At 61.4% G+C, this 18,466-nt stretch carries 16 protein-coding genes; 12 read left to right on the top strand and 4 right to left on the bottom strand.

Translation table 11 applies throughout. The features are described from left to right. Positions 1-16 precede the first annotated feature (16 nt). The 4 genes from ssuD to J3P85_RS28135 are packed head-to-tail and all read left to right on the top strand — an operon-like array spanning position 17 to position 2,999. The gene (ssuD, locus tag J3P85_RS28150; protein WP_109752544.1) at positions 17-1,165 is read left to right on the top strand and encodes an FMNH2-dependent alkanesulfonate monooxygenase; all 1,149 of its coding nucleotides are present in this window, start codon (positions 17-19) and stop codon (positions 1,163-1,165) included. A 7-nt stretch (positions 1,166-1,172) separates the two neighbouring features. Continuing rightward, entirely contained in the window at positions 1,173-1,955 is a 783-nt protein-coding gene (ssuC, locus tag J3P85_RS28145; protein WP_434704239.1) for an aliphatic sulfonate ABC transporter permease SsuC, read from the top strand. After that, positions 1,952-2,758, top strand: coding sequence for an aliphatic sulfonates ABC transporter ATP-binding protein (gene ssuB / locus J3P85_RS28140; RefSeq protein WP_434704238.1), 807 nt, complete (start codon positions 1,952-1,954; stop codon positions 2,756-2,758). The genes ssuC and ssuB overlap by 4 nt, the downstream gene beginning before the upstream one ends. Before the next feature lie 25 nt (positions 2,759-2,783). Beyond that, the gene (locus J3P85_RS28135; RefSeq protein ID WP_003177394.1) at positions 2,784-2,999 is read left to right on the top strand and encodes a TOBE domain-containing protein; all 216 of its coding nucleotides are present in this window, start codon (positions 2,784-2,786) and stop codon (positions 2,997-2,999) included. 140 nt (positions 3,000-3,139) lie between these two features. On the opposite strand, the gene J3P85_RS28130 is transcribed toward J3P85_RS28135, so the two are convergent. Together J3P85_RS28130 and J3P85_RS28125 are read right to left on the bottom strand one after the other, a co-directional pair. After that, positions 3,140-3,775, bottom strand: a complete 636-nt coding sequence (locus J3P85_RS28130) for a TetR/AcrR family transcriptional regulator (RefSeq protein ID WP_434704237.1) — start codon at positions 3,773-3,775, stop codon at positions 3,140-3,142. A gap of 286 nt (positions 3,776-4,061) precedes the next feature. Then, positions 4,062-5,438, bottom strand: coding sequence for a glutamine synthetase family protein (locus J3P85_RS28125; protein WP_014340747.1), 1,377 nt, complete (start codon positions 5,436-5,438; stop codon positions 4,062-4,064). A 278-nt stretch (positions 5,439-5,716) separates the two neighbouring features. Here J3P85_RS28125 and J3P85_RS28120 point away from each other — a divergent pair, with 278 nt between their 5' ends. From J3P85_RS28120 to J3P85_RS28085, 8 genes are all read left to right on the top strand, one after another. Continuing rightward, on the top strand, positions 5,717-6,493 hold the full coding sequence (locus tag J3P85_RS28120) for a gamma-glutamyl-gamma-aminobutyrate hydrolase family protein (RefSeq protein WP_434704236.1): 777 nt from the start codon (positions 5,717-5,719) through the stop codon (positions 6,491-6,493). Between the two features lie 40 nt (positions 6,494-6,533). Beyond that, on the top strand, positions 6,534-7,892 hold the full coding sequence (locus tag J3P85_RS28115; protein ID WP_053126367.1) for a glutamine synthetase family protein: 1,359 nt from the start codon (positions 6,534-6,536) through the stop codon (positions 7,890-7,892). A gap of 58 nt (positions 7,893-7,950) precedes the next feature. Continuing rightward, positions 7,951-9,315 (top strand): aspartate aminotransferase family protein, encoded by a 1,365-nt coding sequence (locus J3P85_RS28110; RefSeq protein WP_434704235.1) that lies wholly within the window; start codon positions 7,951-7,953, stop codon positions 9,313-9,315. Positions 9,316-9,671: 356 nt separating this feature from the next. After that, complete coding sequence (locus tag J3P85_RS28105) at positions 9,672-10,769, top strand: polyamine ABC transporter substrate-binding protein (RefSeq protein ID WP_186707600.1); 1,098 nt, start codon at positions 9,672-9,674, stop codon at positions 10,767-10,769. A gap of 186 nt (positions 10,770-10,955) precedes the next feature. After that, entirely contained in the window at positions 10,956-12,053 is a 1,098-nt protein-coding gene (locus tag J3P85_RS28100; RefSeq protein WP_186707567.1) for a polyamine ABC transporter substrate-binding protein, read from the top strand. A 60-nt stretch (positions 12,054-12,113) separates the two neighbouring features. Continuing rightward, complete coding sequence (locus J3P85_RS28095) at positions 12,114-13,256, top strand: ABC transporter ATP-binding protein (RefSeq protein WP_122567462.1); 1,143 nt, start codon at positions 12,114-12,116, stop codon at positions 13,254-13,256. Next, positions 13,253-14,173, top strand: coding sequence for an ABC transporter permease subunit (locus tag J3P85_RS28090; protein ID WP_434704234.1), 921 nt, complete (start codon positions 13,253-13,255; stop codon positions 14,171-14,173). The genes J3P85_RS28095 and J3P85_RS28090 overlap by 4 nt, the downstream gene beginning before the upstream one ends. Then, positions 14,170-15,057 (top strand): ABC transporter permease subunit, encoded by an 888-nt coding sequence (locus J3P85_RS28085; RefSeq protein ID WP_186707565.1) that lies wholly within the window; start codon positions 14,170-14,172, stop codon positions 15,055-15,057. Before J3P85_RS28090 ends, J3P85_RS28085 begins: the two co-directional genes overlap by 4 nt. Positions 15,058-15,527: 470 nt before the next feature. On the opposite strand, the gene J3P85_RS28080 is transcribed toward J3P85_RS28085, so the two are convergent. Both J3P85_RS28080 and J3P85_RS28075 read right to left on the bottom strand, forming a co-directional pair. After that, positions 15,528-15,869: a carboxymuconolactone decarboxylase family protein gene (locus J3P85_RS28080; protein WP_014340738.1), complete on the bottom strand. Its 342-nt coding sequence runs from the start codon at positions 15,867-15,869 to the stop codon at positions 15,528-15,530. Between the two features lie 101 nt (positions 15,870-15,970). Beyond that, positions 15,971-18,376, bottom strand: a complete 2,406-nt coding sequence (locus tag J3P85_RS28075) for a penicillin acylase family protein (RefSeq protein WP_434704233.1) — start codon at positions 18,374-18,376, stop codon at positions 15,971-15,973. Positions 18,377-18,466 lie beyond the last annotated feature (90 nt).

Here is an 18,466-nt window from a genome sequence, read left to right as displayed (position 1 = left end):
CTTAGGAGACCACTCCATGAGCCTCAATATTTTCTGGTTCCTGCCTACCCATGGCGACGGCCATTACCTTGGCACTGCCGAAGGCGCCCGCGCCGTCGATCACGGTTACTTGCAGCAGGTCGCCCAGGCGGCGGATCGATTGGGTTTCGGCGGTGTCCTGATCCCCACCGGACGTTCCTGCGAGGACTCCTGGCTGGTGGCTGCTTCGTTGATTCCCGTGACCCAGCGCCTGAAATTCCTCGTGGCCCTGCGTCCCGGGATTATTTCCCCAACGGTGGCCGCGCGTCAGGCCGCGACCCTCGACCGGTTGTCCGGCGGGCGGGCGCTGTTCAACCTGGTGACCGGCGGCGACCCGGACGAATTGGCCGGTGACGGCCTGTTCCTTGACCACGAGCAACGCTACCAGGCCTCGGTGGAATTCACCCGCATCTGGCGCCGGGTGCTGGAAGGCGAGACCGTGGATTACGATGGTGAGCACATCAGTGTGAAGGGCGCCAAGCTGCTCTATCCGCCGATCCAGCAACCGCGTCCGCCGCTGTATTTTGGCGGCTCGTCGGAAGCTGCCCAGGACCTGGCGGCCGAACAAGTGGAAATGGTGCTGACCTGGGGTGAGCCGCCGGCAGCCGTTGCGCAGAAAATCGAACAGGTACGCGCCAAGGCCGCGAAGCTGGGCCGTACCGTACGCTTTGGCATCCGTCTGCATGTGATCGTGCGGGAAACCAACGCTGAAGCCTGGCAAGCGGCGGATCGGCTGATTTCCCACCTGGACGACGACACCATCGCCCGGGCCCAGGCTTCCCTGGCGCGCTTCGATTCGGTGGGCCAGCAACGCATGGCCGCCCTGCACGGCGGCAGTCGCGACAAACTGGAAGTCAGCCCCAACCTCTGGGCCGGTGTCGGCCTGGTTCGCGGCGGTGCCGGCACGGCGCTGGTGGGCGATGGCCCGACCGTGGCGGCGCGGGTCAAGGAGTATGCCGACCTTGGCATCGACACCTTTATCTTCTCCGGTTATCCCCACCTGGAAGAGTCCTATCGCGTGGCGGAACTGTTGTTTCCACACTTGGACGTCGAGCGCCCGGAGTTGCCGAAAAGCCAGGGCTATGTGAGCCCGTTCGGTGAAATGGTCGCCAACGACATCCTGCCCAAAGCCGCGTCCCAGAGCTGAGGCGGCCATGAATAAAATCATCCACAACCTCGCGCCCTGGGCGGTGCCGCTGCTGTTGCTGGCGGTCTGGCAACTGTCGGTGTCGGCCGGTTGGTTGTCCACGCGGATCCTGCCGGCACCCGTGGCGGTGATCGAAGCCGGGGTCAGCCTGGTGCGCAGCGGCGAGATCTGGACGCACCTGGCCATCAGCGGTTGGCGCGCAGCGGTCGGTTTCCTGATCGGCGGCGGCATCGGCCTGGCCCTGGGCTTCATCACCGGCCTGTCAAAATGGGGCGAGCGCCTGTTGGACAGTTCGGTGCAGATGATCCGGAACGTCCCGCACCTCGCGCTGATTCCGCTGGTGATCCTGTGGTTCGGCATCGATGAGTCGGCGAAAATTTTCCTGGTAGCCCTGGGCACGCTGTTCCCCATCTACCTCAACACCTACCACGGCATCCGCAACGTCGACCCGGCGTTGGTGGAAATGTCCCGCAGCTACGGATTGTCCGGTTTCAGCCTGTTTCGCCAGGTGATTCTGCCGGGCGCCTTGCCTTCGATCCTGGTGGGCGTGCGCTTTGCCCTGGGCTTCATGTGGCTGACGCTGATCGTGGCGGAAACCATCTCGGCCAGCTCCGGTATCGGTTATCTGGCGATGAATGCCCGTGAGTTCCTGCAAACCGACGTGGTGGTGCTGGCGATTCTCTTGTACGCGGTGCTGGGCAAATTGGCCGACCTGGCCGCTCGTGGGCTTGAGCGGATCTGGCTGCGCTGGCACCCGGCGTACCAAGTGAACAAGGGAGGTGCCGCATGACCGCCCAACAACCTCCGCGCCTGCTGCGTGGCATCCCGCTGGCGGTGCGCAACCTGCAAAAAACCTTTGGCGCGCGCCAGGTCTTGCGCGACATCGACCTGCATATCCCGGCCGGGCAATTCGTCGCCGTGGTCGGTCGCAGCGGTTGTGGGAAAAGTACCTTGCTGCGGTTGCTGGCCGGCCTCGATCAACCCACCGACGGCCAACTGCTGGCGGGCTCGGCGGCCTTGAGTGCGGCGCAACAGGACACGCGGTTGATGTTCCAGGAAGCGCGTCTGCTGCCGTGGAAAAAAGTCATCGACAACGTTGGCCTCGGGCTCAAGGGCGACTGGCGTCCGCAGGCCTTGCAGGCGCTGGAAGCCGTCGGCTTGGCCGACCGTGCCCATGAGTGGCCGGCGGCGCTGTCCGGCGGCCAGAAACAACGAGTGGCCTTGGCCCGCGCGCTGATTCATCAGCCACGGCTGTTGTTGCTCGACGAACCCTTGGGAGCATTGGACGCCCTGACCCGTATCGAGATGCAGCAACTGATCGAAAACCTCTGGCAGCAGCACGGTTTCACCGTGTTGCTGGTAACCCACGACGTCAGCGAGGCGGTGGCGATTGCCGACCGGGTGATCCTGATCGAGGACGGCCAGATCGGCCTCGACCTGCCCATCGACCTGCCACGCCCACGGGTTCGCGGCTCTCATCGCCTGGCGAGCCTGGAAACCGAAGTCCTCAACCGTGTGCTGTCCTTGCCCGGCCAACCGCCGGAACCCGAACCCGTTTCACCCTTGCCTACGCAATTGCGTTGGGCGCAATAACTTCATCCAGACAGGAATCGACACCATGACCATCAAAGCCATCAACGTACGCAACCAGTTCAAAGGCACCATCAAGGAAATCGTCGAAGGCGACGTGCTGTCGGAAATCGACGTGCAGACCGCCTCCGGCATCGTCACGTCGGTCATCACCACCCGTTCGGTCAAGGAGCTGGAACTGGCGATCGGCAGCGAAGTGATTGCCTTCGTCAAATCCACCGAGGTGTCTATCGCCAAGTTGTGAACGATGCTTGACCCACAGCCCCGGACGGCGTGAGCCCTTCGGGGCTTTTGGGTTTTAGGGCAGCGCACCCATGCACTTTGTTGAGGTGAGGAGGGGGCTGCTGCGCAGCCCAGCGGGAGCAAGCTCCCTCGCCACCTGGATCAGGAAGCTTCGCGCTTGGGTAGATACGGCGGCAAATACAGCCCCAGGTACGCATCGAACACCCGCATGCCTTCTTCGGCCATGCGTGGGGTGATCTGGCCGTGTTGTTGGACCGAGCGGGCGTAGACGCGGTCGCCCAGTTCCATGGCCAGGGCGAACACATCGACGTCGTCGGGCAGGGGTGGCAGGGCGAAATGGTGAGCAAAGACCTTGTGCAGCAAGTCGCTCAACTCGAGGTCGTGCTGGCGGTCGGCCTGGGTGACTTCGGTCAGGCCGTGCTGGGCCAGGATCAACTGGCGAGCGGCGGCGTCCTGGCTGTAGATGGCGAGCATGCGTTGTTCCACCAGCCGGGACAGGTCGTGCCAATGGTTCAGCACGGCATGATCGATCGGTGCTTGCAAGCCCGCGCGGAAGGCGGCGTGGACGTCGGCGGTCAGGGCTTCGAGCAGGGCCGGGACGCTGGCGAAGAAGTGGTACACGGAAGAGGGCGGGATCCCGGCGCGCTCGGCGACGCTGTAGATCGACAGGCTGGCCACGCCTTCGGCGGCAAGCAGCGTACGGGCGGCATCGAGAATGGTGTCGATCCGGGCCTGGCTGCGTGCGCGGGGTTTGCGGGGTGTGGCGATGCGCGTCATGGACGTCTCCTGCGGGGCTGCCGGGCATTGTACGCAGAGCGAGCGGATGGTCCATACCCGGACTTGTGAGCAGAGCAACTCCTGTGGCGAGGGAGCTTGCTCCCGCTGGGCTGCGAAGCAACCCCGAAACCAGCCGCCGCCGTGGTTCAGGTTGACCGCTTCAGCATTTTTGGGGCTGCTGCGCAGCCCAGCGGGAGCAAGCTCCCTCGCCACAATGTTCAGCAACAGACATAAAAAAACGCCGCAGGCCATAAGGCCTGCGGCGTTTCTTTTTGACCGCAACCGCTTACACGGTATGCAGGTACCAGTTGTACTCAAGGTCGGAGATGGAGTGTTCGAACTCCTCCAGCTCGCTTTCCTTGCAGGCCACGAAGATATCGATGTATTTCGGATCGATGTACTTGGCCATGACTTCGCTGTCGTCCAGCTCGCGCAGGGCATCGCGCAAGTTGTTCGGCAGGCTTTGCTCGTTCTGCTCGTAGCTGTTGCCTTCCACCGGCGCACCGGGCTCGATCTTGTTGACCAGGCCATGGTGCACCCCTGCCAGCACGGAGGCCATCAGCAGGTACGGGTTGGCATCGGCGCCGGCGACGCGGTGTTCCAGGCGCACGGCATCGGCTGAGCCGGTCGGCACGCGCAAGGCCACGGTGCGGTTGTCCAGGCCCCAGGTCGGCGAGTTCGGCACGTAGAACTGTGCACCGAAACGACGGTAGGAGTTGACGTTCGGGCAGAGGAAAGCCATCTGCGCGGGCAGGGTCTCGAGCACACCGCCGATCGCGTGACGCAATGCGGCGTTCTGCTCGGGATCCTCGCTGGCGAAGATATTCTTGCCGTCTTTATCCAGGATAGAAATGTGGACGTGCAAACCATTGCCTGCCTGGCCCGGATACGGCTTGGCCATGAAGGTGGTGTCCATTTCATGGTCGTAGGCGATGTTCTTGATCAGGCGCTTGAGCAGGACTGCGTAGTCGCACGCCTTGATCGGATCGGCCACGTGGTGCAGGTTCACTTCGAACTGCGCCGGGGCACTTTCCTTGACGATGGCGTCGGCGGGAATGCCTTGCTCCTTGGCCCCTTCCAGAATGTCCTGGAGACAATCGACATATTCGTCGAGGTCATCGATCAGGTAGACCTGGGTCGAATGCGGGCGTTTGCCGGAAATCGGCGAGCGGGGCGGTTGTGGGCGTCCATTCACGTTCTCCTGGTCGATCAGGTAGAACTCCAGCTCGAATGCGGCGCAGATGGTCAGGCCCAGTTCATCGAACTTGGTCACGACCTGGCGCAGGACTTCACGCGGGTCGGCGAAGAAAGGTTCGCCTTCGAGTTCGTGCATGGTCATCAACAGTTGCGCGGTAGGGCGCTTCTGCCAAGGCTCGTTGCACAGGGTGTCAGGGATTGGATAGCAGATCCGGTCGGCATCACCGATGTCCAGGCCCAGGCCGGTGCTTTCCACCGTAGAGCCATTGATATCCAGAGCAAATAAAGAGGCCGGCAGGTTGATGCCTTTCTCGTAAACCTTGTGGAGGCTGGTGCGTTCTATGCGCTTGCCGCGCACCACACCATTCATATCCGCAATCAGAAGGTCAACGTACAGAACCTCAGGATGTTCCTTAAGGAACGCGTTCGCTTCGTTAAGCTGAACGGCACGCGGGGGTACCGACATGATGCAACACCTTTGTTGTTAAAAATATCAATCATTGATCTCTTCGAAAGCCAGTCAACCCGAACGGCATGCCGAAGTCAAGCAGGGCCTTTTTTGCCCTAAAAAAGCACCTGCGAGGCTTTTTTGGGGCAATTTAGGGCGTTTTTTTCCCTTTAGGGGCCTTGGCGCCCGCAGGCTTGAGCGGGCCGTGTTGTATTTTTTACGGGGGTGTTGTGTAAAAAAATGAACAAGGCTAAGCTCGATTCAAACCCATAACAGCAATAATACCGGGGTGCTTCATGTCTCGCCTGCCGTTAATCGGCGTCACCACCTGCTCCAAGCAGATCGGTCTGCATGCTTATCACACCAGTGGCGATAAATATTCCCGGGCTGTCGCGACAGCCGCCAAGGGCTTGCCAGTGCTGCTCCCGTCCTTGGCGGATCTGTTCCAGCCGTCCGATATTCTGGACGCCCTGGACGGTATTCTCCTTACCGGCTCTCCTTCCAATGTAGAACCTTTTCACTACCAGGGCCCGGCCAGTGCGCCAGGCACTGCCCATGATCCTGCACGGGACGCCACTACCCTGCCGCTGATCCGCGCCGCTGTCGAGGCGGGCATCCCGGTGCTGGGTATTTGCCGTGGTTTCCAGGAGATGAACGTAGCCTTTGGCGGCAGCCTGCATCAGAAAGTTCATGAAGTCGGAACCTTCATCGATCATCGTGAAGACGAGACTCAAGCGGTGGAGGTCCAATACGGTCCTGCCCATGCCGTGCATATCCAGCCCGGCGGTGTACTGGCAGGCCTGGGATTGCCTCAATCGATAGAGGTCAACTCGATCCACAGCCAGGGCATCGAGCGCCTGGCGCCTGGGCTGCGGGCCGAAGCGGTGGCGCCGGATGGCTTGATCGAGGCGGTTTCGGTGTCAGAAGGCAAGGCTTTTGCTTTAGGTGTGCAATGGCACCCCGAATGGGAGGTAAGCTCTAACCCGTACTACCTTGCGATTTTCCAGGCATTTGGCGATGCCTGCCGAGCAAGGGCAACACAACGCGACGCGGATGCGTCAAACAACGCCTGACGATTAATAGCAGTCAGGAAACTCACGCCTAGAGGCATTTATGAGTAACAACCTCGACCAGCTCACCGATTGGTTGAAAGACCACAAGATCACAGAAGTCGAATGCATGATTGGCGACCTGACCGGTATCACCCGGGGCAAGATCTCGCCGACCAACAAGTTCATCGCCGAAAAAGGCATGCGCCTGCCCGAGAGCGTGCTGCTCCAGACCGTGACGGGCGACTATGTCGAAGACGACATCTATTACGAACTGCTCGACCCGGCTGACATCGACATGATCTGCCGCCCGGACGAGAACGCCGTGTTCCTTGTGCCTTGGGCCATCGAGCCCACCGCCCAGGTCATCCACGACGCCTACGACAAGCAGGGCAACCCCATCGAGCTGTCGCCGCGCAACGTGCTCAAGAAAGTGCTCAAGCTCTACGCCGACAAAGGCTGGCAGCCCATCGTCGCGCCGGAAATGGAGTTCTACCTGACCAAGCGCAGCGACGACCCGGACTTCCCGCTGCAGCCGCCCATTGGCCGCTCCGGCCGCCCGGAGACCGGTCGCCAGTCCTTCTCGATCGAAGCGGCCAACGAATTCGACCCACTGTTCGAAGACGTCTACGACTGGTGCGAATTGCAGGAGCTGGACCTCGATACCCTGATCCATGAGGACGGCACGGCGCAGATGGAAATCAACTTCCGTCACGGCGATGCCTTGTCCCTGGCCGACCAGATCCTGGTGTTCAAGCGGACCATGCGCGAGGCGGCACTCAAGCACGACGTGGCCGCCACGTTCATGGCCAAGCCCATGACCGGCGAGCCGGGCAGTGCGATGCACCTGCACCAGAGCATCATCGACAAGGAAACCGGCAAGAACGTCTTCTCCAATGAAGACGGGACCATGAGCGATCTGTTCCTGCACCACATCGGTGGCCTGCAGAAATTCATCCCCGAGCTGTTGCCGCTGTTCGCTCCCAACGTCAACTCGTTCCGCCGCTTCCTGCCGGATACGTCGGCGCCGGTGAACGTGGAGTGGGGCGAAGAGAACCGCACCGTGGGCCTGCGCGTGCCGGATGCCGGGCCGCAGAACCGTCGGGTGGAAAACCGCTTGCCGGGCGCCGACGCCAACCCGTACCTGGCGATTGCCGCCAGCCTGCTGTGTGGCTTCATCGGCATGGTCGAAGGCATCAGCCCGAGCGCGCCGGTGGTGGGCCGCGGCTACGAACGCCGCAACCTGCGTTTGCCGTTGACCATCGAAGACGCCCTGGAACGCATGGAAAACAGCACCACCATCGAGAAATACCTGGGCAAGAAATTCATCACAGGCTACGTCGCGGTCAAGCGGGCCGAGCATGAAAACTTCAAGCGCGTCATCAGTTCGTGGGAGCGGGAATTCCTGCTCTTTGCCGTCTGAAGCGCCGGGCGGGGCTGCTTCAGGCAGCTTCGCCCTCACCGATAACAGGAGAATTCGCATGACCCGCAATAACCCGCAAACCCGTGAATGGCAGGCCCTGAGCAACGATCATCACCTGGCGCCGTTCAGCGACTTCAAGCAGCTCAAAGAGAAAGGCCCGCGCATCATCACCCACGCCAAGGGCGTCTACCTCTGGGACAGTGAAGGCAACAAGATCCTCGACGGCATGGCTGGCCTCTGGTGCGTGGCCGTTGGTTACGGCCGCGAGGAGCTGGCCGATGCCGCCAGCCAACAGATGCGCGAACTGCCGTATTACAACCTGTTCTTCCAGACGGCCCACCCGCCGGTGCTGGAACTGTCCAAAGCCATCGCCGACATTGCCCCTGAAGGCATGAACCATGTGTTCTTCACCGGCTCCGGCTCCGAGGGCAACGACACCATGTTGCGGATGGTCCGCCACTATTGGGCGATCAAAGGCCAGCCGAACAAAAAAGTCATCATCAGCCGCAAGAACGGTTATCACGGCTCGACCGTCGCGGGCGCGAGCCTGGGCGGCATGACCTATATGCACGAGCAGGGCGACCTGCCGATCCCGGGCATTGTCCACATTGCCCAGCCTTACTGGTTCGGTGAAGGCGGCGACATGAGCCCCGAAGAGTTCGGCGTGTGGGCGGCCAACCAGTTGGAAGAAAAAATCCTGGAGATCGGCGTGGACAACGTCGGTGCGTTCATCGCCGAACCGATCCAGGGCGCTGGTGGCGTGATCGTGCCGCCGGACAGCTACTGGCCGCGCATGAAGGAAATCCTCGCCAAGTACGACATCCTGTTCGTGGCCGACGAAGTGATCTGTGGCTTCGGCCGCACCGGTGAGTGGTTCGGTACCGACCATTACGGGTTGAAACCGCACATGATGACCATCGCCAAGGGCCTGACCTCCGGCTACATCCCCATGGGTGGGCTGATCGTGCGCGACGACGTGGTCGCGGTGCTCAACGAAGGCGGCGACTTCAACCACGGCTTTACCTACTCCGGTCACCCGGTGGCCGCGGCGGTGGCCCTGGAAAACATCCGCATCCTGCGCGACGAGAAGATCATCGAGCGTGTCCACAGCGAAACGGCACCCTATTTGCAACAACGCTTACGGGAACTGAACGATCATCCGCTGGTGGGTGAAGTACGTGGGGTCGGTTTGCTGGGGGCGATCGAACTGGTCCAGGACAAGGCCACGCGCAAGCGCTACGAAGGCAAGGGCGTGGGCATGATCTGCCGGCAGTTCTGCTTCGATAACGGGCTGATCATGCGCGCGGTGGGCGACACCATGATCATTGCGCCGCCGCTGGTGATCAGCAAGGCCGAGATCGACGAGTTGGTGACCAAGGCGCGGCAGTGCCTGGACCTGACCCTCAGTGCGTTGCAAGGCTAAGTGCTAGGCTCTGAGCGAGGTGCCTGCGAGGGCCTCGCCCAGCGTGAACAAAAGGTTGGGCTTGTGTTGAAAGCCTGGCCTGTAACTTGCCAGACTGGTGTCCTGTTTCACGAATACGTTACTTTTTGACGAGTGGCTGTTGTCGTCAAGCAAGGCGCCGCGACGAGTCATAGCCCGCTACGGCGAGGAGCGGCAACGCAGCATGACGGCAACAGACGCCGTCAAAAAGGAACAGTATTTGTGATACAGGGCACCCCTGCCTGTTCAAGTTGCCAGAGAGCCGGCTACTGAACTGTGGCTAAGAAGAATAACTGGAGCACTTTTTCATGAAGGCATTAGGCATGAAGACATTAGGTATGAAGATAGCTGGCAAGACCCTCCTCGCCATGTCCCTGATGGGCGTGATGGCGGGCGCCGTCCAGGCGGACGACAAAGTGCTGCACGTCTATAACTGGTCCGACTACATTGCGCCGGACACCGTTGCCAAGTTCGAAAAGGAAACGGGGATCAAAGTCGTCTACGACGTGTTCGACAGCAACGAAACCCTGGAAGCCAAGTTGCTGGCCGGCAAATCCGGTTATGACATCGTGGTGCCGTCGAACAACTTCCTGGCCAAGCAGATCAAGGCCGGTGTCTACCAGGAGCTGGACAAGTCCAAGCTGCCTAACTGGAAGAACCTGGACACCGACCTGCTCAAGGCCGTCGGCGATGCCAGCGACCAGGGCAACAAACATGCCTTCCCCTACATGTGGGGCACCATCGGCATCGGTTACAACCCCGAGAAGGTCAAGGCCGCATTGGGCGTCGACAAGATCGATTCCTGGGACACCCTGCTCAAGCCCGAGAACATCGCCAAGCTCAAGAGCTGCGGCGTGAGCTTCCTCGATTCGCCAACCGAAATGATTCCGGTGGCCCTGCACTACCTCGGTTATCCGACCGACAGCCAGGACAAGAAGCAACTGGCCGAGGCCGAGGCGCTGTTCCTCAAGTTGCGTCCATCAATCGGTTACTTCCACTCGTCCAAGTACATTTCCGACCTGGCCAACGGCAACATCTGCGTCGCCGTGGGTTACTCGGGTGATATCGAGCAATCCAAGAGCCGCGCTGCCGAAGCTGGCGGCAAAGTGAAAGTGGCCTACACCATTCCGAAGGAAGGTGCCGGTTCGTTCTATGACATGGTCGCCATTCCCAAGGATGCCGAAAACGTCGAGGCCGCTTATAAGTGGATGAACTTCATCATGCAGCCGGAAGTCATGGCGGAGATCACCGACAACGTGCGTTTCCCTAACGGCAACAAGGCCGCCACCGCTCTGGTGGACAAGGAAATCTCCGGTGACCCGAGCATTTATCCATCGGACGAAGTGAAGGCCAAGCTGTACGCCATCGCCGACCTGCCAGCCGCGACCCAGCGGATCCTGACCCGCAGCTGGACCAAGATCAAATCCGGTAAATAAGCCGGCCCGAAGCACCCTCCTGTTGTCGCGGCCAGCGCGGCGGCGGCAACAGGAACCCATAAATAATTAAAAGTTTTGCGGGATCGGTTTATCGAGGGTAAGTTGCGCGCCGGTTTTGTTGCAGGGCCCCAACAAGGGTCACGTAACGGGGGCAACTTGGGCCCAACTATTTAAGAGGACCTCCACGTGCCAGTCTTTTCTTTGTTACGCAACGCCTTGCTGGTGGGCGCCGGCCTGACGCTCGCCGTCAGTGTCCAGGCTGCCTCCACTGTGCATATTTATAATTGGTCGGACTACATCGGCGAGACCACCCTGGCGGATTTCGAAAAAGCCACGGGCATCAAGCCGGTGTATGACGTGTTTGACTCCAACGAAACCCTGGAAGGCAAGTTGCTGGCCGGGCGCACCGGTTACGACGTAGTCGTGCCGTCCAACCACTTCCTCGGCAAGCAGATCAAGGCCGGGGCGTTCCAGAAACTCGACAAGGCGCAGTTGCCCAACTACGCCAACCTCGACCCGGTGCTGCTCAAGCGCCTGGAAAAGAACGACCCGGGCAACCAGTACGCCGTGCCTTACCTGTGGGGCACCAACGGCATCGGCTATAACGTCGAGAAAATCAAGGCAGTCCTGGGTGTCGACAAGATCGATTCGTGGGCCATGCTGTTCGAGCCGGAAAACATCAAGAAGCTGTCCAGCTGCGGCGTTTCGTTCCTCGACTCGGGTGACGAGATGATTCCGGCGATGCTCAACTACCTGGGCTTGAACCCCAACAGCGAAGACCCTGAAGACTACAAGAAGGCTGAGGCTCAACTCCTCAAGATTCGGCCTTACGTGACCTACTTCAATTCCTCCAAGTACATCTCCGATCTGGCCAATGGCGAGATCTGCGTGGCCGCCGGTTTTTCCGGGGACATCTTCCAGGCCCGCGAACGTGCCAGCGAAGCCGGCAAGGGCGTCGACATCGCCTACGTGATTCCCAAGGAAGGCGGCAACCTCTGGTTCGACATGCTGGCGATTCCCCGGGATGCCGGCAACGTCAAGCAAGCCCATGCCTTCATCAACTATGTGCTCAAGCCTGAGGTCATCGCCCAGGTCAGCGACGTTGTCGGTTATGCCAACCCGAACCCCAAGGCTGGCGAACTGATGGACCAGAAAGTACGCACCGATGAAGCGGTTTATCCACCGCAAGCGGTCGTCGACAAGCTCTACGTCAACTCCGAGTTGCCGCCCAAGATCCAACGACTCATGACCCGCAGCTGGACCAAGGTCAAGTCGGGTAAATAAACGTCAACACTCTTGTTCGCCTCCGTGGGGCGAACTGCAAATTCTGTGGGAGTTTCGTAAATGGCAGTTGCCTCCGGCGCCTATAAGAAAGCCCTCGAGGGCGACCAGACACCCAAGCAGGTGCTGGTCAAAATCGACCGGGTCACGAAGAAGTTCGACGAGACGATTGCCGTGGACGATGTGTCCCTGGAAATCAAGAAAGGCGAGATCTTCGCCCTGCTCGGCGGTTCGGGATCGGGCAAATCCACCTTGCTGCGCATGCTGGCCGGTTTCGAGCGGCCCACCGAGGGGCGGATTTTCCTCGACGGCGTGGACATCACCGACATGCCGCCCTATGAGCGGCCGATCAACATGATGTTCCAGTCCTACGCCTTGTTCCCGCACATGACCGTGGCGCAGAACATCGCCTTCGGCCTGCAACAGGACAAGATTCCAAAAGCCGAGATCGATGCCCGCGTGGCGGAGATGCTCAAGCTGGTGCAGATGAGCCAGTACGCCAAGCGCAAGCCGCACCAACTGTCCGGCGGCCAGCGCCAGCGTGTGGCCTTGGCCCGTTCCCTGGCCAAGCGGCCCAAGCTGTTGTTGCTCGACGAGCCGATGGGCGCCCTGGACAAGAAGCTGCGTTCGCAAATGCAGCTTGAGTTGGTGGAGATCATCGAGCGGGTCGGCGTGACCTGCGTCATGGTGACCCACGACCAGGAAGAGGCCATGACCATGGCCGAGCGCATCGCGATCATGCACCTGGGCTGGATCGCCCAGATCGGCAGCCCGATCGACATCTACGAAACCCCGACCAGCCGCCTGGTCTGCGAGTTCATCGGCAACGTCAACATCTTCGAGACCGAAGTGGTGGACGACGCCGAAGGCCATGCGGTGCTGACCTGCAAGGACCTGGACCGCAACATCTACGTGGGCCACGGCATCAGCACCTCGGTGCAGGACAAGTCCGTGACCTACGCCATTCGCCCGGAAAAACTGCTGGTCACTTCCGAGCAGCCGACCTGCGAGCACAACTGGTCCAGCGGCAAGGTCCATGACATCGCCTACCTGGGCGGTCACTCGGTGTTCTATGTCGAGCTGCCGAGCGGCAAGTTGGTGCAGTCCTTCGTCGCCAACGCCGAACGCCGTGGCCAGCGCCCGACCTGGGGCGACCAGGTGTTCGTCTGGTGGGAAGACGACAGCGGCGTGGTGCTTCGCTCATGAACATGCGCAAACTCAAACGCCGACTCGATCGAATAACGCCCGGTGGCCGCCAACTGGTCATCGGGGTGCCTTTCATCTGGCTGTTCCTGTTCTTCATGCTGCCGTTCTTCATCGTCCTGAAGATCAGCTTCGCCGAAGCCGACGTGGCCATTCCGCCCTACACCGAGATCTACAGCTACGTCGACCAGAAGCTGCAGGTGCTGCTCAACCTCGCCAACTACGTGATGCTGAGCGAGGACGAGTTGTACATCGCCGCCTACCTCGGCTCGCTGAAAATGGCCTTGATCAGCACGGTCCTGTGCCTGCTGATCGGTTATCCGATGGCCTACGGCATCGCCAATGCCCGCAAAGAGATGCAGACGGTGCTGGTGCTGCTGATCATGATGCCGACCTGGACCGCGATCCTGATCCGCGTCTATGCGTGGATGGGCATCCTCAGCAACAACGGCTTGCTCAACGGGTTTTTGCTGAGCATGGGCTGGATCAGCGAGCCGCTGCAGATCCTCAACACCAACCTGGCGGTGTATATCGGGGTCGTCTACTCCTATCTGCCGTTCATGATCCTGCCGTTGTACGCCAACCTGGTCAAGCACGACCAAAGCCTGCTGGAGGCCGCCTCCGACCTGGGTTCGAGCACCTTCAACAGCTTCTGGAAAATCACCGTGCCGCTGTCCAAGAACGGCATCATTGCCGGCTGCATGCTGGTGTTCATCCCCGTGGTGGGCGAGTTCGTGATCCCGGAACTGCTGGGTGGCCCGGAAACCCTGATGATCGGCAAAGTGCTGTGGCAGGAATTCTTCAATAACCGAGACTGGCCGGTGGCGTCCGCCCTGGCGGTGGTGATGCTGGCGATCCTTATCGTGCCCATCATCCTGTTCAACCGCAGTCAGGCCAAAGAAATGGAGGGCAAGGAATGAAGCGCTTCAGTTTTTCAAGCCTGATGCTGGTGCTGGGTTTGCTGTTCATCTACGCGCCGATGCTGATTTTGGTGATCTACTCGTTCAACGCCTCGAAACTGGTGACGGTGTGGGGCGGCTGGTCGGTCAAGTGGTACGTCGGTCTGCTGGACAACAGCCAGTTGATGGGCTCGGTGATGCGCTCGCTGGAAATCGCCTGCTACACGGCGATTGCCGCGGTGGCCCTGGGGACGCTGGCGGCCTTCGTGCTGACCCGCATCACCCACTTCAAGGGCCGCACGCTGTTCGGCGGCCTGGTCACCGCGCCGCTGGTGATGCCGGAAGTGATCACCGGCCTGTCGCTGTTGCTGCTGTTCGTGGCCATGGCACAGATGATCGGCTGGCCCCAGGAGCGTGGCATCGTCACGATCTGGATCGCCCACACCACGTTCTGCGCGGCCTATGTGGCGGTGGTGGTCTCGGCACGCTTGCGTGAGTTGGACCTGTCCATCGAAGAGGCGGCCATGGACCTCGGTGCGCGGCCGTGGAAGGTGTTCTTCCTGATCACCATCCCGATGATCGCGCCGTCACTGGCGGCGGGGGGCATGATGTCCTTCGCGTTGTCCCTGGACGACCTGGTGCTGGCGAGCTTCGTTTCCGGTCCGGGTTCGACGACCTTGCCGATGGAAGTGTTCTCGGCCGTGCGCCTGGGGGTGAAACCGGAAATCAACGCCGTGGCGAGCCTGATCCTGCTGGCGGTGTCGCTGGTGACCTTCCTGGTCTGGTACTTCAGCCGCCGCGCCGAAGAAAATCGCAAGCGCGCGATCCAGCAAGCCATCGAAGAAAGCGCCGCCGATTCCTGGAAGCAACCGGAAGTCCGCCGGGCCGAGACCGCGCCGGTCTGACCGACACTGGGCCTGTATGTGGGAGCGAGCCTGCTCGCGAAAGCGGTGTGACAGCCAGCGAAGATGCTGAATGTCAGGTCGCCATCGCGAGCAAGCTCGCTCCCACAGGTGTTTTCTGTCGCCTGCAAAACCGTGGTCGAACACAGATCCCTTGTGGGAGCGAGCTTGCTCGCGAAGACGGCAGTACATTCAACACTTATGTTGGCTGATACACCGCTTTCGCGAGCAAGCTCGCTCCCACAAGGGGTTCGGGAACGCCACGGTCCTGTGGCGAGGGAGCTTGCTCCCGCTTGAGTGCGCAGCGCTCATCGCTTTTTTTGGGGGCGCTGCGCGACCCAGCGGGAGCAAGCTCCCTCGCCACAAAAGCTTCCAAATCATCACACCATGGATTGATCAACAGTAAATCCTGTGGGAGCGAGCTTGCTCCGGGCGGCGATCCGACGATAGCGACCTGTGGGGTTATTGGCCCGTCACTTCTTCAACGCGTCATGAGCCTCCAGCGCTCGCAGGGAGTAGATGTACGCCGCGCCCGCGTTGAGGGACACCGCGGTGGCCAGGGTGGCGGCGATTTCTTCGCGGGTGGCGCCGGCCTTGATGGCGGCGTCGGTGTGTACGCCGATGCAACCGTCACAGCGGGTGGTGATGGCGACGGCGATGGAGATCAGCTCCCGGGTCTTGGCATCGAGCACATTGTTCTCGGCCGCGGCTTCGTCCAGGGCCATGTAGGCCTTGACCATCTTCGGATTGCTTTTGCCCAGGGCACCAAAGGCGCTCTTGATGGTGGGCAGCAGCTCGGACCAGTTGTTGAACATAGCGTTGACTCCTGTGGAAGAGACGGGCAAGTGTGCCCCTGTAGTCTTGACCATCCGTGACGATCAAGCCCGGTTAGCGATGAAAAAGACCAGCGCCCGATTCAGGGCGCCCGTGCCGGCAATAGCTTCAACGTGCCGTGGGTATTGGCCGTCACTTCTTCCTCGGCCAGGTGCGCCTGGTGATACAGCCCCTCAATGTACGCCTCGGCCTGATCCTCGTAATGCTTGTCGAACGGCACGCCGCTCTGGCCAACGGGATTGATGGTGACGCTGTGGCCCGGGTCGGCGAAGTCGATGATGCGCCGTGTCGAAGGCCCGTAGGTCACCGGCCACGGCGCCGGGCCGATCCGGGCGGAAAGATTGTTGGGCACTTCATGGGTGCCGGGCGCGGCGAACGGGCCGACGTTGAAGATCCGGTCCAGGGGCTTTTGCAGGCCCAGCGGGTGGCCGTGGGTCAGGGTGTGGGCCTTGCCCCATTGCCATTGCGTGGCGTCTTCGCCGAGAGTGGCCTTCAGATGGGCCAGGCTCTTGTCCCAGGCCTTTTTAACGGTGTCGGCACGGGTCTCGGTGCCGAGGGTCGTGCGGTCGTCCCACCACGGTGATTCCTCTGCGGCTGCCAGGCGTGGCAGGGCCGCGTCGATCACTCGGGTCGACAGGGCGGTTTCGAAGAACCCGTCGCCCAGTTCATCGTGCAGGGCGGCATCGGCCAGGTTGAACAGGAACTGGTTGAACAGCGTGGCGCTGATGGAGTCCAGGGGATAATCGCCCGGCCATTGGGCCAATTGTTCCACCCATTTGCGTTGCTGCGGGTCACTGACCACCTCACGCAGCACCGGCAACAGCGGCGCAAGCAGGCGAGGGCCGTAGGCGGTGGTGGTGCCCAATTGCAGTTTCTGGGTGCTTTCCAGGTCCCACTTTGCCTGTTTGTCGCTGAGCTGGTGGTTGAGTTGCTGGCCACGGTCGGCGAGGTTGTAGTAGCCGGGGATCTCGATGCCGCTGGCCGGCACCGGTTGGAAATTGGCCGAGACGATGTAGCCTCGCGCCGGGTTTTCTTCCTGCGGGTTGCTGCTGAACGGATAAAAACCTTCCTTTTCCGCCTCCGGGCTGCTGCCGTCGAGGATGAAGCCAGGCTTCACGCCGGCGGGGCGCTTGGGCAGTTGCGCGGCGGCCCACCAGCCGATATCCCCCTTGGCATTGGCCCAGACCACGTTCAGCCCCGGTGCGTGGATCTTGGCCGAAGCGCTGCGGGCCTTGGCGAGGGTGTCGGCACGGTTGAGCTGGTAGAAGGCGTCGAGGATCGGATTGCGGCTTTCCAGGAACCCCCACCACATGGCGACCGGGGTCTTGCCGGCGTTCGCGCCGAGGGCATCGTTGACGATCGGACCGTGGGGCGACTGGCGCAGTACCAGTGTCACCGGCGCCTGGCCCTTGACCGCGATCTGCTGCTCGCTGCGGGTCATGTCCACCCATCTGTCGCGATACCAGACCTGCTTGGGATTGTCCGGGTTGACCTTCTCGGCGATCAGGTCCAGGTCGTCGTTCTGGAACATGGTGACGCTCCAGCCGAAATCCTTGTTCATGCCCAGCGTCGCAAACGGCATCAGTGCCTGGTAATGCCCGTAGAGCTCGAAGCCGGGGGCGGACAAGTGCGCCTCGTACCACACCGACGGCGTGGAAAAACGAATGTGCGGGTCGCCCGCCAGCAACGGCTTGCCGCTGCGGGTACGGCCGCCGGCGACCGCCCAGGCGTTACTGCCTTCGAACTGCGGCAAGCCATTGTCGGCCAGGGCCTGGTCGCTCAGGCGGGCCAGGGCGTTGAGGTCTTTCCAATCGGCGGCGGCCAGGGGCAGGCCTGCCTTGCGTCCTTCGGCCAGCACGCCCTGGGGCTGCCAGTCGAGGTCGAAAATATTCAGGTAGTTGGCACCCAGCACATCGCGCACATAGGTCAGCAGGGGTTCGGTGCGAAAGGCCGCGGCAAAGCTGTAGGCCATGTAGCCGGTAATGCTCACGGTGTCTTCGGCGGTGAACGGGCGCTTGGGAATGCCCAGCACGTCGAACTCCACGGGCCGGGTGTGGCTGTCCTGGTAGGCGTTGATACCGTCCAGGTAAGCCTGCATGGCGACCCAGGCCGGGGATTGCGGGTCCTGCTCGGTGATGTAGGCCGCGGCGCGCTCGCGGATACGCAGGCTGCGCATCAGCTTGTCGGTGTCCAGCAGCTTCGGCCCCAGCACCTCGGCCAACTCGCCCCGGGCGAGGCGGCGCATGATCTCCATTTGGAACAGCCGATCCTGGGCATGGACATAACCGAGGGCGCGGTACAGGTCGGCTTCGTTCTCGGCGCGAATATGCGGCACACCGCGTTCGTCGTAGCGCACCGTCACCGAGCCCTGCAGCCCTTGCACCTGCATCGTCCCTTGGCGGGTGGGCTGCTTGCTGTAGAGGTAGCCGCCCGCGACGATGATCGTGGTGACGATCAATGAGAGGAAGGCGATGAGGGTGCGTTTCATGGTGAGTCCTTATTCTGATGACAGCAGTTCCATGGCCTCGCTGTTCGTTCCCTGTTTAACACGCCGCTGCGCGACTTCGCATCGCTCCTC

The organism is Pseudomonas sp. Z1-12 (genome assembly GCF_051132015.1).
Taxonomy (GTDB): domain Bacteria; phylum Pseudomonadota; class Gammaproteobacteria; order Pseudomonadales; family Pseudomonadaceae; genus Aquipseudomonas; species Aquipseudomonas zanjanensis.
Note: the sequence above shows the minus strand (reverse complement) of the source record. Positions and strands in the feature narration are given on the sequence as shown.

Bases quoted from the DNA above. Each gene is read 5' to 3' on its own strand.
- ssuB (WP_434704238.1), top strand. From the start codon at position 1,952: ATGACCGCCCAACAACCTCCGCGCCTGCTGCGTGGCATCCCGCTGGCG.
- J3P85_RS28115 (WP_053126367.1), top strand. From the start codon at position 6,534: ATGAGTAACAACCTCGACCAGCTCACCGATTGGTTGAAAGACCACAAG.
- J3P85_RS28110 (WP_434704235.1), top strand. From the start codon at position 7,951: ATGACCCGCAATAACCCGCAAACCCGTGAATGGCAGGCCCTGAGCAAC.
- J3P85_RS28090 (WP_434704234.1), top strand. From the start codon at position 13,253: ATGAACATGCGCAAACTCAAACGCCGACTCGATCGAATAACGCCCGGT.
- ssuC (WP_434704239.1), top strand. From the start codon at position 1,173: ATGAATAAAATCATCCACAACCTCGCGCCCTGGGCGGTGCCGCTGCTG.
- J3P85_RS28120 (WP_434704236.1), top strand. From the start codon at position 5,717: ATGTCTCGCCTGCCGTTAATCGGCGTCACCACCTGCTCCAAGCAGATC.
- J3P85_RS28105 (WP_186707600.1), top strand. From the start codon at position 9,672: ATGAAGATAGCTGGCAAGACCCTCCTCGCCATGTCCCTGATGGGCGTG.
- J3P85_RS28085 (WP_186707565.1), top strand. From the start codon at position 14,170: ATGAAGCGCTTCAGTTTTTCAAGCCTGATGCTGGTGCTGGGTTTGCTG.
- J3P85_RS28135 (WP_003177394.1), top strand. From the start codon at position 2,784: ATGACCATCAAAGCCATCAACGTACGCAACCAGTTCAAAGGCACCATC.
- J3P85_RS28125 (WP_014340747.1), bottom strand. From the start codon at position 5,438: ATGTCGGTACCCCCGCGTGCCGTTCAGCTTAACGAAGCGAACGCGTTC.
- J3P85_RS28095 (WP_122567462.1), top strand. From the start codon at position 12,114: ATGGCAGTTGCCTCCGGCGCCTATAAGAAAGCCCTCGAGGGCGACCAG.
- J3P85_RS28080 (WP_014340738.1), bottom strand. From the start codon at position 15,869: ATGTTCAACAACTGGTCCGAGCTGCTGCCCACCATCAAGAGCGCCTTT.
- J3P85_RS28130 (WP_434704237.1), bottom strand. From the start codon at position 3,775: ATGACGCGCATCGCCACACCCCGCAAACCCCGCGCACGCAGCCAGGCC.
- ssuD (WP_109752544.1), top strand. From the start codon at position 17: ATGAGCCTCAATATTTTCTGGTTCCTGCCTACCCATGGCGACGGCCAT.
- J3P85_RS28075 (WP_434704233.1), bottom strand. From the start codon at position 18,376: ATGAAACGCACCCTCATCGCCTTCCTCTCATTGATCGTCACCACGATC.